16 protein-coding genes are annotated in these 15,083 nt (G+C 41.2%); 6 read left to right on the forward strand and 10 right to left on the reverse strand.

The features are described 5' to 3' along the window. Nucleotides 1–61: 61 nt before the first annotated feature. From SYN7502_RS15650 to SYN7502_RS15660, 3 genes are read right to left on the reverse strand one after another with little or no spacing between them, the layout of a single operon-like run. Complete coding sequence (locus SYN7502_RS15650) at nt 62–676, reverse strand: FMN-dependent NADH-azoreductase (protein ID WP_015169722.1); 615 nt, start codon at nt 674–676, stop codon at nt 62–64. 56 nt (nt 677–732) lie between these two features. After that, a complete protein-coding gene (locus tag SYN7502_RS15655; RefSeq protein ID WP_015169723.1) occupies nt 733–1,326 on the reverse strand; it encodes an isochorismatase family protein in 594 nt (197 codons plus the stop codon). Between the two features lie 10 nt (nt 1,327–1,336). After that, on the reverse strand, nt 1,337–1,585 hold the full coding sequence (locus SYN7502_RS15660) for a ferritin-like domain-containing protein (RefSeq protein WP_015169724.1): 249 nt from the start codon (nt 1,583–1,585) through the stop codon (nt 1,337–1,339). Between the two features lie 527 nt (nt 1,586–2,112). Here SYN7502_RS15660 and SYN7502_RS15665 point away from each other — a divergent pair. The 4 genes from SYN7502_RS15665 to SYN7502_RS15680 all read left to right on the forward strand — a co-directional run bounded on the left by SYN7502_RS15665 (nt 2,113) and on the right by SYN7502_RS15680 (nt 5,777). Then, nucleotides 2,113–3,096: a GAF domain-containing protein gene (locus tag SYN7502_RS15665; protein ID WP_015169725.1), complete on the forward strand. Its 984-nt coding sequence runs from the start codon at nt 2,113–2,115 to the stop codon at nt 3,094–3,096. A 21-nt stretch (nt 3,097–3,117) separates the two neighbouring features. Further along, nucleotides 3,118–4,575: a GAF domain-containing sensor histidine kinase gene (locus tag SYN7502_RS15670; RefSeq protein ID WP_210391301.1), complete on the forward strand. Its 1,458-nt coding sequence runs from the start codon at nt 3,118–3,120 to the stop codon at nt 4,573–4,575. Beyond that, nucleotides 4,572–5,198 carry a response regulator gene (locus SYN7502_RS15675; RefSeq protein ID WP_015169727.1) on the forward strand — a complete coding sequence of 209 codons (627 nt, stop codon included), beginning with the start codon at nt 4,572–4,574 and terminating at the stop codon, nt 5,196–5,198. The genes SYN7502_RS15670 and SYN7502_RS15675 overlap by 4 nt, the downstream gene beginning before the upstream one ends. 174 nt (nt 5,199–5,372) lie before the next feature. Then, complete coding sequence (locus tag SYN7502_RS15680) at nt 5,373–5,777, forward strand: Crp/Fnr family transcriptional regulator (protein ID WP_015169728.1); 405 nt, start codon at nt 5,373–5,375, stop codon at nt 5,775–5,777. A 66-nt stretch (nt 5,778–5,843) separates the two neighbouring features. On the opposite strand, the gene SYN7502_RS15685 is transcribed toward SYN7502_RS15680, so the two are convergent. Both SYN7502_RS15685 and SYN7502_RS15690 read right to left on the reverse strand, forming a co-directional pair. Then, nucleotides 5,844–6,428, reverse strand: coding sequence for a transposase (locus SYN7502_RS15685; RefSeq protein ID WP_371257757.1), 585 nt, complete (start codon nt 6,426–6,428; stop codon nt 5,844–5,846). Beyond that, nucleotides 6,382–6,693: a transposase gene (locus SYN7502_RS15690; protein ID WP_041429164.1), complete on the reverse strand. Its 312-nt coding sequence runs from the start codon at nt 6,691–6,693 to the stop codon at nt 6,382–6,384. The genes SYN7502_RS15685 and SYN7502_RS15690 overlap by 47 nt, the downstream gene beginning before the upstream one ends. Before the next feature lie 241 nt (nt 6,694–6,934). Between SYN7502_RS15690 and SYN7502_RS15695 the strand changes: the two genes are divergently transcribed. After that, nucleotides 6,935–7,375 (forward strand): SRPBCC family protein, encoded by a 441-nt coding sequence (locus tag SYN7502_RS15695; protein WP_246828937.1) that lies wholly within the window; start codon nt 6,935–6,937, stop codon nt 7,373–7,375. A 120-nt stretch (nt 7,376–7,495) separates the two neighbouring features. Here the strand turns inward: SYN7502_RS15695 and SYN7502_RS15700 are convergent, their stop codons facing one another. The 3 genes from SYN7502_RS15700 to SYN7502_RS15710 form a co-directional block, all read right to left on the reverse strand. Beyond that, nucleotides 7,496–8,491 (reverse strand): aromatic ring-hydroxylating dioxygenase subunit alpha, encoded by a 996-nt coding sequence (locus SYN7502_RS15700; protein WP_015169730.1) that lies wholly within the window; start codon nt 8,489–8,491, stop codon nt 7,496–7,498. Between the two features lie 238 nt (nt 8,492–8,729). Beyond that, on the reverse strand, nt 8,730–9,425 hold the full coding sequence (locus SYN7502_RS15705; RefSeq protein WP_081581078.1) for a glycine betaine ABC transporter substrate-binding protein: 696 nt from the start codon (nt 9,423–9,425) through the stop codon (nt 8,730–8,732). Further along, on the reverse strand, nt 9,425–9,598 hold the full coding sequence (locus SYN7502_RS15710) for a hypothetical protein (RefSeq protein ID WP_210391302.1): 174 nt from the start codon (nt 9,596–9,598) through the stop codon (nt 9,425–9,427). The genes SYN7502_RS15705 and SYN7502_RS15710 overlap by 1 nt, the downstream gene beginning before the upstream one ends. A 404-nt stretch (nt 9,599–10,002) precedes the next feature. On the opposite strand from SYN7502_RS15710, the gene SYN7502_RS15715 reads away from it, so the two are divergent. Beyond that, a complete protein-coding gene (locus SYN7502_RS15715) occupies nt 10,003–11,178 on the forward strand; it encodes an RtcB family protein (RefSeq protein WP_015169732.1) in 1,176 nt (391 codons plus the stop codon). A 10-nt stretch (nt 11,179–11,188) separates the two neighbouring features. On the opposite strand, the gene SYN7502_RS15720 is transcribed toward SYN7502_RS15715, so the two are convergent. Both SYN7502_RS15720 and SYN7502_RS15725 read right to left on the reverse strand, forming a co-directional pair. Continuing rightward, nucleotides 11,189–13,846: an ATP-dependent Clp protease ATP-binding subunit gene (locus SYN7502_RS15720; protein WP_015169733.1), complete on the reverse strand. Its 2,658-nt coding sequence runs from the start codon at nt 13,844–13,846 to the stop codon at nt 11,189–11,191. Nucleotides 13,847–13,927: 81 nt separating this feature from the next. Next, complete coding sequence (locus SYN7502_RS15725) at nt 13,928–15,007, reverse strand: potassium channel family protein (protein ID WP_015169734.1); 1,080 nt, start codon at nt 15,005–15,007, stop codon at nt 13,928–13,930. Nucleotides 15,008–15,083: the final 76 nt, after the last annotated feature.

Below are 15,083 nucleotides of genomic sequence, written 5' to 3' on the forward strand. Positions count from 1 at the left end.
CAGTTTGAGTGCCTTGCGTTACCCAACGCTCTACTTGTCCCGATTCAGTTACATCGGATTTCTACCAAGTTACCAGAGATTGTTGAAGGCTGTGACTTGCCGCTGCCAATGACTTCTGTCTTGCTTTATCCCTCATGTTCAGGTTATCTGCATAGATGAAAGAGATATCAGTTACACCCATAAAACTAAATCCTGTCCTAATATAAGATTCTTGCAGGTCAAACTGCGCCATGGGCGTGTCTTTGGGATAGCTGCCCCCCCGAGCCGCGCTCACCAGCATCTTTTTATTTTTTGCCAAGCCCTCATAGGTACCCGTTTGGGGATCCACCAAAAAAGTACGTCCAACCCGCACAATTTGATCGATATAGGCTTTGAGATTTGCGGGAATACCAAAGTTATACATAGGCACACCGATGACATAGCGATTGCAACTTAAAAACGCATCTATGAGCCGATCGGAAAATGCCAATGTCGCTTTAGCTTCATCGGAGTGTGTTGCTGCAGTCGTAAAAGTTCCCGCCACCCAAGCTTCTGTCACAAATGGCACAGGATGATGCCCTAAGTCCCGATAAATAATCTGATCGTCTAGCCATCCAGTTATAAATTCTTTGGTTAAATGGCGAGAATGCGATCGCTCACCCCCCGGACTGCAATCTATATGTGGAACCCCAGACATTGAGTATATCCTTTGAGAAAAATAGTTTTAAATGCTTTCGGACAGATTCCCACCGATTACTGAAGGAATTTGACCAGCACTTCTTCATACATAATTGCTTGAATCTTCTGTCCAAAATCTTCCGACCATGAGACCGCTAGCTCCGCCATGACTTGATTGGTTGAAGTGAGGGTTACCCCATGTTTTTCCATGCGTCGCAGAGAAGTTTCATCCGCTAGTGTGGTAGGAGAACCACCGGCATCAACCACGACCTGTACCTCATATCCATCTTCTACGGCACTAATTGCTGGATAGACGATACAAACATCATTAGTTAGTCCTGCCATAATTAGTTTTTTCTTACCAGTGGACTCAACTGCTTTTTTAAAATCTTCATACTCCCAAGCATCTACAACTCCCGGACGCTTTATGCGTTTTTCATAGGCATCGGGGGCAATTTTTTGGATGTCGTCTAGCAATAAACCTTGAAAATTTGTTTCCATACTACTAGTCAAAATCAAAGGCATTTCAGTTTCAACGGCGGTACGAGCCAGAGCGCGTGTGTTTTGAACTATTTCGGCATAGGGCAGATTGCGAGCGAGTTTGATTGTGCCTTGCTGGTGATCAATTAGGAGCATTGCGGCATTTTCAACTGTAAATTTATTTTTCATGGTTTAAGAATCAGGTTTGAATGAATATGAATGAGTTAATACAGTACAGATCAATATACTCATCAAATTGCTCGGCGATGGAATCAAATAATTGATGGAGTTCTAAAAAACTCATCCCTTTGACATTCCAATGCGCTTGCTTAACTTGACTTTTAAGATCAAGTGTGAGGGCAAGGGTTAGATTGAGTAAGTCAATCAGTTGAGTGCGATATTCATTCTTAAGATCGATGCGACTAGCATAGAGTTTGGTTAAAGACATAATGTTCTAAGCTGACTTGGCTGCTACGTTATCTGTCAATTTCAAATGAGAACCATCGCATCTGGGCGCATCAGCAGTATGTTTACATAGGCATAAAGCTATCTTCTTCGGTTCAGATAGCTCAAAAACTACTGGTCGAAAATTGCTTCCCTTATGTGCGCCATTACAAAAAGGCTGATTTTCAGATAAGCCACAGCTACACCATTAGTAAGTCCCAGATTCTAGGGTTATCACAACTGGCTTCTTATCGACAATTTTAGGGCTAAGTTCGGTCATGAAATGCTCTCCTAAACAATAGCTATCACAGTAATGAAAAGATCATGAGGAGTCACTAGCAAAATAGTTCAAATTTTTTGTCTAAATAGCTCAACTTAAACTGTACTTAAGTATGGGGACTATTTAGGCTGTATGACAAGTCAACAAGGATGGATAATGCTTAAAGTTAAGATTAAGATATCTTAAAGTAGCTCTGAATTAATACAAATCATAGTGCCAAAGTCATTTTGGGCATTCTTGGGTAACTAACGATGGCGATCTCTGATACAGCTAAACTCCTAGAACATATTGCCAAATTAGAGCAAGAAAACATTGCCCTAAGAACTGAGTTGGGTAAATTTCAGGAGCGAACGAAGAGAGAAAAACTAACAGAATTTGAACTAGTGAAGGCTAATGATGCACTAGCCCGTAGTTCAGCGCGTCTAGCTGAGAATCGGAATCTATCATCATTTTTGGGCTATATTACACAGGAAGTAATGTCTCAACTAAATGCCAATGTAGCACATCTAATCCTTTTTGATGAAAAGAGAAAGGTACTAAGTACCGCCGTTCTCGTGGAAAATGATGGAATTATAGAAGAAACACTAATTGCCTCCGAAATGCCTGCGGAAGAAGCAGGGTTTCATAAAACTTTGTTGGAGATACAGAAACCACGTTTCTTTGATATAGAAACTGAAAAACATCTATTTGGGGTAGAATCTATTGCTTATCTACGAGAAAGTAACTGTAGGCAGGTACTCGCTTTGCCTCTGATTGCTGGAGGTAAGTTATTTGGTCACCTAGCAATAGCTTTTAGTAACAACGATCTGATTAGTAAACAAAAAGTTGAATTACTGCAAGCACTAGGGCATCAAGCCGCATTGTCAATTCAACTAACTAATTTAGCAGAAGAAGCAAAACAAGGGGCGATCGCCCATGAGCAAGAACGTGCTGCCGAGACTCATTTCGCCGAACTTACCCAAGCCAACCAAGCTATACAGAGAGTTTTGGCTTTGATGGCAAAAAATACAAGTTTAGATTTACTCCTAGGCAACGTCTTGCAAGCGATCGCCGAGCAATTTGATGCACCACTGGTGGAATGGTGGGAATCTCTGGATGAGAAAACTGTTGCCAAACGGCTCAGCTATCTCAATGGACAGATGTTTTCTGGAGAGGAGTTAGAAGGACATCACGGTGTTCCTTCATTAACGATTGTCCCCGATACCCTCCATATGGAACCGATGACAAATCGATAGAAATATGTGTTGGTAGAAGATGTGGAGCAATTACCATATGCCCCAGAAGAGATTGCTAAGATTAGGGGTTGGTACGTCAAAAATGGTACGCAAAAATTCTTGAACGTCCCCGTAATTATAGATGATCGCTCGATTGGGGGGCTAGTCATCTTTTTCCCTGCTCATCGTCAATTTTCTGAGTCTCAAATTGAATTTGGCTTGGCAATAGCACGGCTAGTGGGCTTAGCGATTGTTGTTTCTAGGCAAGCCGAAATAGAGAAACAAACAGCGATCGCCCGTGAGCAAGAGAAAGCCGCTCAAGTGCGTGTTGTTCAGATAGCTAGAGCCAATGCTACTCTGAAACAGACTTTAGATGTCTTGGCAACGGAACCCAAACTAGAACTTTCTTTAGGTCATGTACTAAAAGTTACCTCCGCTCAACTCAATTCTTCTTCTTCTGCACTTTGGTTTTACGACCCACTCGCTGATACTTTTGTCATCCATACTGTTTATTTAGATGGCAATATCGTCCCTGCGACGCCCGAAAATGCCCCACTCTTATCAGGGAAATGGATACGTGGACAAAATCTATCTGCCGATCTGTTGTTAAAGAAACACATTCGTGATCGCATTCCCGTGATATATCAGGTAGATGATTATCCCGAAATACCTGCCCCTATGCGGAGACACATGCAACGATTGGGCATAAAAACCCTACTAGGCATCCCTCTCTTGCTGGGGTCAGAAATAATTGGCAGCTTCACCATTCGCTTCGATCAAAAACGCCTGCTAGAACCAGATGAACTAGAGCTAACTCAAGCTTTGGCTCACCAAGCAACTTTGGCAATCCAACTTCTAAAAAGGGCTGAACAAGCAAAGCAAGCTGCACTCTATGTCGAACGAAACCGATTAGCTGGCGAGATTCACGATACCTTAGCACAGTCATTTACAAGTATTTCAATTCAAACTGGGGTAGCCAGGTGGATGCTGCAGCAAGATCCAACTGCGATCGAATCAATACTCAATCGTATTAACGACATAGCTCAATCAGGACTTAGTGAGGCAAGGCGATCAGTATGGGAAATCTATCCAACTGCCCAAGAATATTCAAACCTCATAGATAAGCTCTCTCAATCGGTCGATAGGCTCACCTGCGATGCCTGTATTCAAGTTTCTGTGCAAATCATAGGTACGCCCTTTGAGGTTTCCCCAATAGTCGGGTACAACCTCCTCAAGCTAACCCAAGAGGCAATTACCAATTCTCTAAAACATGCCGATGCTAATACTCTCTCCATTATCCTCACATACAGCGATCGCACGGTCTCCTTGAGTATCATTGATGACGGTCGGGGCTTCCAACTGGAAGGAGAAAGTGGCGGTTTCGGGCTTTTAAGCATGTCTGAGCGCACCGATCGTCTTGGAGGAAAATTCGCAATAAATAGTTCTCTGGGATTGGGCACAGAAATTAGAGTCGAAGTCCCCATAAAACTAAAAGTATGACAGAAAAATCAATCCGAATTATGCTTGTTGACGATCATCCGATTGTAAGGAGTGGACTAGTACTAATGATTGACTACACGCCCAATATGGAAGTTGTCGCAGAAGCGAATAACGGTCTAGAAGCTATTGAATTGTTCCGTCAGCATTCTCCAGACGTGACTTTAATGGATTTACGAATGCCAGAAATAAGCGGGGTAGAAGCAATCGCTGCTATTCATCAAGAGTTTCCCGAATCACGTATAATCGTTCTAACCACCTATGATGGCGATGAAGATATTTACCGAGGATTAAAGGCTGGAGCTAGAGGATATATCTTTAAAAACGCTCCTGTCGATGAAATTGTGAGTGCGATCAGAAAAGTTCACGGCGGCATGAAATATATTCCCCCTGAAGTGGGAGAAAAGTTGTCAGAACGACTCAATCGCCCTCAGCTAAGCAATCGCGAAGTGGAGGTGTTGCAACTAATCGCTAAAGGAATGAGCAATCAGGAAATCGCTAGTGCGTTGTATTTATCGGAAAGCACGATTAAATATCATGTCAATAGTATTTTGAGTAAGTTGGCAGTCAGCGATCGTACTCAAGCTGCCTTGATCGCTGTTAAACGAGGCATTATCAATCATTGATAAAGGGAATTAAGTAGAAATCAAAGTCGGCGTTGCAGATCTAGGTATGAAATATACAAACCCTAGGAATTAAAGTTTATGCTGGATATTATTCCTAGCCTTTAAGCAATATTTGGTTCATACTAAACTCTGCAACGCCTTTTTTTCGTAGCCACAATTAGTCGAGTCGCTAAAATGTACGAACCATTACATTTATTTATTCAAAAGATTTTGCCTCAGTTCGCGATTGACTGGGTGTTGGTTGAGCCTCTCTTAGAGGCAAGGAACTTGCGTAAAGGAGAATTCTTATTTCGAGAGGGTGAGACTTGCGACTTTGTTGGCTTAGTCCTAAAAGGCTGCCTCAGAATGTTTTTTTTGAAAGATGGTAAAGAACTTACATTGTTTTTCCACCCTGAGAATCATACGGTTGGAGATTATCAGAATTTTCGACTACAACAGCCAGCCTATTTTTCCTGTCAAGCCATTGAAGATGCGGAGGTTCTAATTTTGAATAAACAGGTTATTCAAGTTTTGGAATCAGCACCAAATGGACAAAAATTATTAAGGCTGATTGTTGAATATCTGGCTTTTCGGTTATGAGATCGCCTCCTATCTTTGTATCGAGATCCACCTGAACATCGGTATCTTCATCTTATAGAGCCTGTTTCATATCTCATGAGTAGCAATTCTTTTTAGCATCAAACGAATAAAGCAAAGATTGAGTTTAGCTGTAGCATTAACGAGAGTTCTCTCAAAGTTCTTAACTAAGATTTTGCATCTTTCAACCCAAGCATTTGACCTTTCAATTACCCACCTTGTCGGCACAACTACAAACCCAGACAGACCTTTTTCTGCCTTCTGTTGCTTTGATACCTTAGGAGAAATTTCAAACCTAATCTTAGTCATAATCTCAGGATATATCTTCTCTAGTTCTTGGATCAGTTTCTCGATATGATAACCACTATCCAGCAATATCGTAGTTAGCGTAATGTCATCTGGTTTCGATTTGAAGTAATCAATGTTAATCGTTAACATCTCAATCAGTCCTTGGTCATCTGATACATTTGCTCTTGTTAAATAGGTAAAGAAAGGAAATCCCAGAGTATCAACGGCTAAATGTCTTTTGATCCCGTTAGTTGCTTTGTAGGAGCAGAAGCCCTTGGATTCTATACTTGCATTACAAGTATTTTTCACTGCTTGTGAGTCAATGATGATTAAAGTTGTCCATTTTGATTTTTTTTGACTGTTCACGGGCTGTTGAATGCAAGGTTTCCATAATCGCAGTAAATGTACCTGTATCTTTCCACTCCTTGTAGTATCGATAGACTGTAGAGAATGGTGGTAAGTCTCGGGGCATATCTCGCCAATTACAACCGTTTTTGAGTTGGTAGAGTATGCCGTCTAAAATTTGTCTTTTTGTCCAAGTTGGCGGTCTAGTTTGCTTTTTCTTTGGGAGCAATGGTTCTATAATTTCCCATTCTTTATCTGTTAGGCTACTTGAGTATGGATTTAGCATTTTCTAAGTATCATACATCTTGCTCATAATAGATATGAAACAGGCTCTATAGAGACGGAATCACAACTCCTACAGCAAATTCCGCAGCATTACCTGGCATCATATTTAGGAATTGAACCTGAATCTTTGAGTCGATTAAAGCGGCGAATCTATCAACGGAGTCTTTCTTAACCTAAGTCAATGCCGAGCCAAATGTCCATCTAGTAGCATTGGACTATTAGAACTATTAGAACAGAGGTACATGATGGAAATTAATTCTAAGGCACCCGCAATCTCTCGACATGAAATTATTATTAATGCTTCCAGTGAAATAATCTGGGAACTTTTAACTGACATTAATCATTGGTGTGACTGGAACCCAAATATTTCAGAGTCAAGACTGGAAGGGGTAATTAAGCCTAGTGCGACCTTTCGTTGGAAGTCAGGCGGAACATTGATAACATCAACGTTGCAACAGGTTGACCCTCAACGTCGAATGAGTTGGACAGGCAGAGTAGTCGGGACTCAAGCTATCCATGTTTGGATACTTGAGCCACATGAAAATGCTGTACTGGTCAGAACTGAAGAATCATTTGAGGGATGGTTGGTCAGTCTCTCGCGAGGGATGATGCAGAGAATACTTGATAAATCGCTTGTGGCATGGCTGGAGCATTTGAAACGAAAGGCTGAAAATGCTAACTAATGCTAAACCGTTAAATACTACTCCCTTCCCACTATAAAAATACGGGCAACCGCCTGTAAAAAATTGATGAGTCTCTAAAGTTTCCCATTGCTGTGGCAACTTCTTCATTGATTTGAAATTTTACTTAGATTCAATAGTCCAAACCTTATGAGCATACCTATTACACTCTTTGCGGAAATGAATTTGAATTGCATCACTACGGACATGCAGTTCGGTTCCTAGATCGTAGGGTAGTATTTGCGGCTTTAATTCCATAACTGTTTGCCTATCTTCCTCAAAAATTTTGATAACACGTTGATAACTATCCCGATCAAAAACTGAGTTAGTAAAAAAGCTACGAAGCTGAAGCCAAATACTCCTAGTATGGTAATTATCAATTGGTAAATGGCAGACATACAGAATAAATTCACCGATGGGCAGGCGTACTTGTAATCGGGTAATATTCGGCATCCAATAACCAGTAGTTGTTTTAATTGGTGGTCGGGCTTTACCTCTGCTAAATATACTCCAAAGCCCTCTTGGGGGGGTAGGATTCAAATTGACGGTTGCATCTCCACCCCAATCTGATTTTTCCACTTGATAGTTTTCTACTTCAGACTCTTCTGGATTACCAAAACTACCTGCATGAACAAACGGAGCATGAGCTATATCTATGCCATTTTCCACAGCACGAGTATAATTCACATCCCAACTGTAATCCCCCCATAGTTTTTTGTACTTTGGGTCATCATACTCTGAGAATATAGGGATGGGTGGTCGCTCTGATTCAGAAATATCTCCGATGAAAGCCCAGATAAGTCCATATTTCTCTTGAGTTGGGTAGGTTAGTACTCTGGCTTTATTTGGTATTGGCACATTTTCTTTATAGGACGGAATTTTGATACAACTACCATCTGATTTATATTCCCAACCGTGATAGGGGCATACGATACAATCTTGCTTTACCCAACCACTACTTAATGATGCCCCACGATGAACGCATAAATTACTCATCACAATTGGCTCATTGTTGCTATTGCGATAGATAACTAGATCGCTGCCCAAGGCAGTTATGCCAATCGGTTTCGATTCTAATTCTTTGGATAAACAGATGGCATACCAAAAGTTTTTCAACATACTTTATATCCTTTTTTAATCGCCTAAGTAGCGATCACATCAATCAAACCAAAAGCTTCTTGTAGTCATATTTTCTGTAAATACACTAACAGTCTAAGTCGAGAGTTTGCTAGATGGGTTTGCATCTCAGACAAAGGTATATTTTCTGAAAATCCATTTAATGATAAATACCAAGTCAGTATTTTTGCTAAGAAATTCATATCCAATTTGCGATCGCAAATATAAACTCAAACCTGATCTAAGACTTTAATTGCTTAGATTTTAACCAATTATCAACAACAACTTCTACAGGCTGTGATTGCTTATCCACTTCGTAATTCATTTTTTGCATTTCTTCATTGGAAATTAAGCCTACTAACTGATTAATTGCTAATCCAATCTCTGGATGTTTTTGGAGAATTTTTTGATTAAAAATTGGGACAGCTTGATAAGGTGGAAAGTAGTTTTTATCATCCTTAAGCACAAATAGATCTAAAACTGGAATTAAGCCATTAGTTGAGTCACCCGCAATCAAATCCACCTGCTTTTTAGCGAGGGCATCATAGATTAATCCCAAATCCATCTGCTTTGGTGGCTTGGTAAACTTGAGTCCATAGGTTTTGGCTAAACCAGTAAAACCATCCGCACGTTCAAGAAATTCATACCCAAAACCAGCTTGCCATTGCTGGGTATACTTAGCAACATCAGAGATAGTTTTGATATGTAAACGTTTTGCATCGCTAGAGCGGATCGTAATGGCAAAGGTATTATTAAACCCTAAAGATGGAAAGACTGCTAAGTTAAAGTTTTGAGCATAATCTTGTTTCACTTTGTCATATACCACTAACTTTTGATCTAAAAAATCATCTACTCCATCTGGAATATCATCCGCAATATAATCCCAAATGTCTAGGAAATCCAACTCAGCAAGCGGACGCTTCAGAATAATTACCATTATTGTACCTGCTTTTGTTGCTTGCGCTGCCGAGCCTTTGCCTTTACTGCCTGTATATCAAGGGGTGTAGGATCACCACTATCTAAACCTGCCTGAATATCTTGACGTAACTCCTGTAAACGCAACTGTTGAAGTTGATCTCGTTCCTGTAACAATCTCAACCTAACTAGCAAAATAGTACAAGCCAATATTAACCTTTCTTTGCATAAAGCTTTCTAGCTCAGATGTTAGAGACACATTCATAAATCTAGACCTCATAATAATCTTAGTGTTAATATTTTCGTTGCAATAACAGCTAATAGCAATAACTGTTATCAAATTTATTAGTGTTATTTGTTACTTTTTAGTGAGCGGTTGGGCGATCATAATCAAAAATACAATTCACTAAATGAAATAATGTATCAAGAAAAATCTAGCAGATATAGCTTGCATATTATTGTAGTATAATGTAGTATTAATATTACCAAATAATTATTCTAGTCACTAATTGGATGTTGATGGGATTTTTCCATTTACTCAATTTTTAAACAGAATAAAGATAAAGAATCGGTCAAAGATAATTGAGAGGCTAAGGGTTATGCCCTACGAAAAACTAGAAATTGCTGATCCTGTGCTGTCATGGGCAAATCATCAGCTTAATCCCGAAGAAATGCGAATGGCAAAGAATGTTGCATCTCTTCCATTTGTATTTAAGCACGTTGCTCTCATGCCCGATGTTCACCTTGGCAAAGGTGCCTTAGTGGGTTCTGTAATTGCCACAAAAGATGCAATTATTCCTGCTGCTGTGGGGGTAGATATTGGTTGTGGGATGGCTGCAATCAAGACTAGCTATACTTCTGAGCAGTTGGAAGGAAAACTCAAAAAGATGCGCATGGATATTGAGTCAGCTATTCCCGTCGGCTTTAATGAAAATAGGGAAGTTGATAAGACTGTACAGAATTGGGATGGATGGCGAGAATTTAAGCACCTGCATAGAGGAGTTCAGGATTTGGAGCGTAAAGCTCTACGCCAAATGGGTTCCCTTGGTGGGGGTAATCACTTCCTTGAGGTCTGTGTAGATACGGAAAATCAAGTATGGTTAATGCTGCATTCAGGTTCCCGTGGAGTTGGTAACGTGATGGCGCAATGTCATATCAATACTGCCAAGGGTTTAGCTAAAATGGCTGAAACTAATTTACCTGATCCTGATTTAGCGTATTTTATCGAGCGATCGCCTGAATTTCAAGCCTATTGGCACGATCTACAGTGGGCGCAAAACTATGCTCAAGTTAATCGGGAAGTGATGATGGAACGATTTAAGAAAATTATCGAAAAGCATTTAGCGGGAGGAAAACCCTCTAAGCCTTTAATTTCCGTAAATTGCCATCACAACTATGCCGAAAAGGAAGTGCATTTTGGTGAAGATGTCTATGTCACCCGTAAGGGTGCAGTACGAGCTAGGGAAGAAGACTATGGAATTATTCCCGGATCAATGGGAGCAAAATCCTTTATTGTCAAAGGGAAAGGTAATGCCCATAGCTATTGTTCCTGTTCCCACGGGGCAGGAAGGTTAATGTCTCGGCATAAAGCAAAGCATAACTTTACTCTTGACGATCTAGTGGCACAAACTCAAGGAGTGGAATGTCGCAAGGATGAGGGCATCCTAGATGAAATTCCTGGTGCCTACAAACCAATTGAACAGGTGATGAGTAATCAAGCTGACTTGGTAGAAGTAGTTGCTACTTTAAAACAGGTGGTTTGCGTTAAGGGTTAAAGCTTAAAAATTATTGCGCTGTGAATGTCAGCTTTTCATCTTCGAAGGCGATCGCAATGGTATTTCCAGAGGTGAAAGTGCCTTCTAAGATTTTCGTGGCGATTGGATTTTCAATTTCCCTTTGAATTGCCCGCTTCAGAGGTCTGGCTCCATAGATGGGGTCATAACCAATCTCAGCAATATAATCCCTAGCTTCAGGCGATAGAACCAAACTCAGTTTTTGATCAGCAAGGCGTTGTTCAATGCGTTTAATCTGCAATAGAGCGATCGCCTTGATTTCCGACTTACTTAAAGCTTGGAAAATCACGGTTTCATCAATTCGATTGAGAAATTCAGGTCGGAAGTTTTGTCTGAGGGCATCTGTCACCCGACGGCGTACTTCTTCATACTTAGCATCATTATCGGCAATATCTAAAATATATTCACTGCCAATATTACTAGTCATAATGATCACTGTATTTTTACAGTCAATCAAACGACCTTGGCTATCGGTGATACGACCGTCATCAAGCACTTGTAGGAGAATATTAAAGACATCAGGGTGAGCTTTCTCAATTTCATCAAAGAGAATAACTGAATAGGGATGGCGACGGACTGCTTCGGAAAGTTGCCCTCCTTCTTCGTAGCCGACATAACCGGGAGGTGCGCCTAGCAGTCTAGAAACCGAATGCTTTTCCATATATTCAGACATATCAATGCGAATCATGGCAGTATCGGTGTCAAACATAAACTGTGCCAGAGTTCGGGCTAGTTCAGTTTTACCCACACCTGTGGGACCTAAAAACAGAAAGGAGCCGATGGGACGATTGGGGTCTTGCATTCCTGCTCTAGCTCGGCGAATAGCTGATGCCACAGAGGTTACAGCTTCCTCCTGTCCGACGACCCGTTCGTGGAGATGGGATTCCAGTTTTAGGAGTTTTTGGCGTTCCGATTCCAATAAGCTGGTAACGGGGATTCCTGTCCATCGTGCCACAATTTCGGCAATATCATCCTCGGTTACCTGTTCCCTAAATAGGGTAGAACCATCAGCACGAGATTTGTCTAGTTCTAATTCGGCATCATCTAGTTTTTTCTCTAAATCCGAGAGGGTGCCATACTGAAGAGCAGCAGCCTTAGTCAGGTCATAATCCCTTTCTGCTTGGGCAATTTGTAACCTAACTTGATCGATTTGCTCCTTGAGTTCCTGTACCTTCTCAATTTTATCCTTTTCCGATGTCCATTGGGCATTTAGGGTAATTTGCTTTTCCTTTAAATCAGTAACCTCTTTATTAATCCGATCTAATCTTTCAGCGATCGCCTGAGCACTTTTAGTTTTATAGGTAACTTTGCCATCCTGTTGTTCGATCCGTTCTACGGAAGTAAATTGTCCTTCATTTTGCAAAGACAGTCGCTCCATTTCCAATTGCAGTAACCTGCGATCAATTTCATCAAGTTCCACAGGTTTGGAAGTAATTTCCATTTTGAGCTTAGCCGCAGCTTCATCTACAAGATCGATCGCCTTATCAGGCAGGAAGCGATCGCTAATATATCGGTTAGACAACGTAGAGGCAGCAACTAGGGCGGAATCGGAAATCTTCACCCCATGATGAACTTCATAACGTTCCTTGAGTCCCCGTAAAATTGAAATTGTATCCTCCACACTGGGTTGATCGACATAAACCTGTTGGAAGCGGCGTTCTAGGGCAGCATCTTTTTCGATGTACTTGCGATACTCATCCAAAGTCGTGGCACCAATACAGCGCAATTCTCCCCTAGCCAGCATCGGTTTGAGTAAATTACCCGCATCCATAGAGCCTTGGGTGGCACCCGCCCCAACTACAGTATGTAATTCATCTATGAATAAAACGATCTGTCCATCTGAGGTCATTACTTCCTTGAGTACAGCTTTGAGCCGATCTTCAAATTCACCACGGTACTTTGCCCCCGCAATTAATGCTCCCATATCTAAACTAATTAAAGTTCGACCCTTTAGGGATTCTGGCACATCGCCTCTGATAATTCTTTGCGCTAATCCTTCGGCGATCGCAGTTTTACCAACGCCTGGTTCACCTATTAATACGGGATTATTTTTTGTCCGCCGTGATAAAACTTGAATCACTCTTCTAATTTCATCATCACGACCAATTACGGGATCAAGCTTTCCTGCTTTAGCACTTTCAGTGAGATCACGCCCATATTTTTGTAAAGACGCATACTTAGCTTCAGGGTTTTGATCGGATACGGTTTGGTTGCCTCTGACTTTTTTAATAGCAGCCTCTAATTTTTTGCGATCGCCACCAATGCTCTTAAATAATCTTTTCCCTAGGCGATCGTCATCTACTAAACCTAACAGCAAATGCTCAATGGAAATAAATTCATCCTCCATAGACTGTCGAGCTTCATCGGCGCGATCGAGCCACACTTCCAGACTTCTACCTAAGTAAAGTTGATCGGGGCTTTTGACCCTAGGTTGCTGTGCTAAAAAGTCTTCGGTAATTTTCTGCACACGGGCAGTGGGTAAGGAAGCGGCACTTAAGATCACCGTAGCTAGACCATTCTGCTCCAATATTGTTGTCAACAGATGCTCTACTTCTAGCTCTTGGTGCTGAGAACGCCTTGCTACTTCTTGGGATTTGACAATTGCTTCCCAAGCTTTTTCAGTAAATTTATTCGGATCGGTTGGCTGCATGAAACATATACTTAACTACCTAACATTTAAGCATTGTTAAGCAGTTTTGTGTTTAATCCTATGGCATAGTCCACTTTATATTTAGATATTTCGAGGTGTCCGAGGTAATTGGTTGGTTGGTGATAACAACTGGTTTAGTTCTCGCAGTTGTTCAGGAGTACCCATGCAAATAAACACATCTCCTGTTTGAATTAAGGTTTCGGCACTGGGTCCGCCAATTAGTTCCCCATCATAGCGGCGGATAGCTAAGACTAATGCTCCAGTTTTTGAGCGCATTCTTGCTTCCTGCAAACTCTGCCCTAGGTATGGACAATTGGCATCAAGGCGAAATTCTTCAATGTAGTAAGAGCGATTTTTCCCTGAAAGAATTCCATCCATAAAATCCATAACTTGGGGTCTCAGAGCAGCCGCAGCCATCCTTTTTCCGCCTGTAATATAAGGGGAAACCACTTCATCGGCTCCACCTCGCCGCATTTTTTTAATAGCTTCTTCGTTACTGGCACGGGCGATCGCTCTAATTTGCGGATTTAAGGTCTTGGCTGACATCACCGTGTAGAGGTTTTCGGCATCGGAGGGTAAGGTACAGATCAAGCAAACTGCCCGTTCAATGCCAACTTTTAATAGGTCATGATCAAGGGTAGCATCACCTTGAATTGCTTTATATCCAAGTTCTTCAGCAATTTCAATTTGTTCTAAACTTGTATCAACTACAACAAAAGGTACGCCTTCGGCAGCAAACTCACTGGTAACCTGACGACCTGCCCGCCCAAAACCGCAGATAATATAGTGATTGTTCAAGGATTCCATAATTTTGCGTTGGCGTGTGACTTGAATTGTTTTCTGGAAATAGCCTTCAACCAAAGCTTGAGTAAATTTATTACCAATATAAGTAATGATAACTATACCCAAGCCAATTAAGACCATCGTAAAAATTCTGCCTCGATCATCAAGGGGATGGGTCTCCCCAAAGCCAATGGTAGTGAGGGTAATCACAGTCATAAATAGCGAATCTATGCTACTCCAGCCCTCTAGCCATTGATACCCCAAAGTCCCAAACAAAATTAAACTGACTAGTGCCAAAAGTCCTAAGGTTAAGTCAGAGTGAAGGTTTTGATATTTTTGATCAAGCTGAATTAAACTTAAGCTTCTAGATTTGCCCATGTTTTTAACTCTAATTTAGTCGTAGCATATAGAGAGTTATCCTCAAGTGATGGATTCATTTTAACTGCTTACCTTG

It is taken from the genome of Synechococcus sp. PCC 7502 (assembly GCF_000317085.1).
Lineage (GTDB): Bacteria > Cyanobacteriota > Cyanobacteriia > Pseudanabaenales > Pseudanabaenaceae > PCC-7502.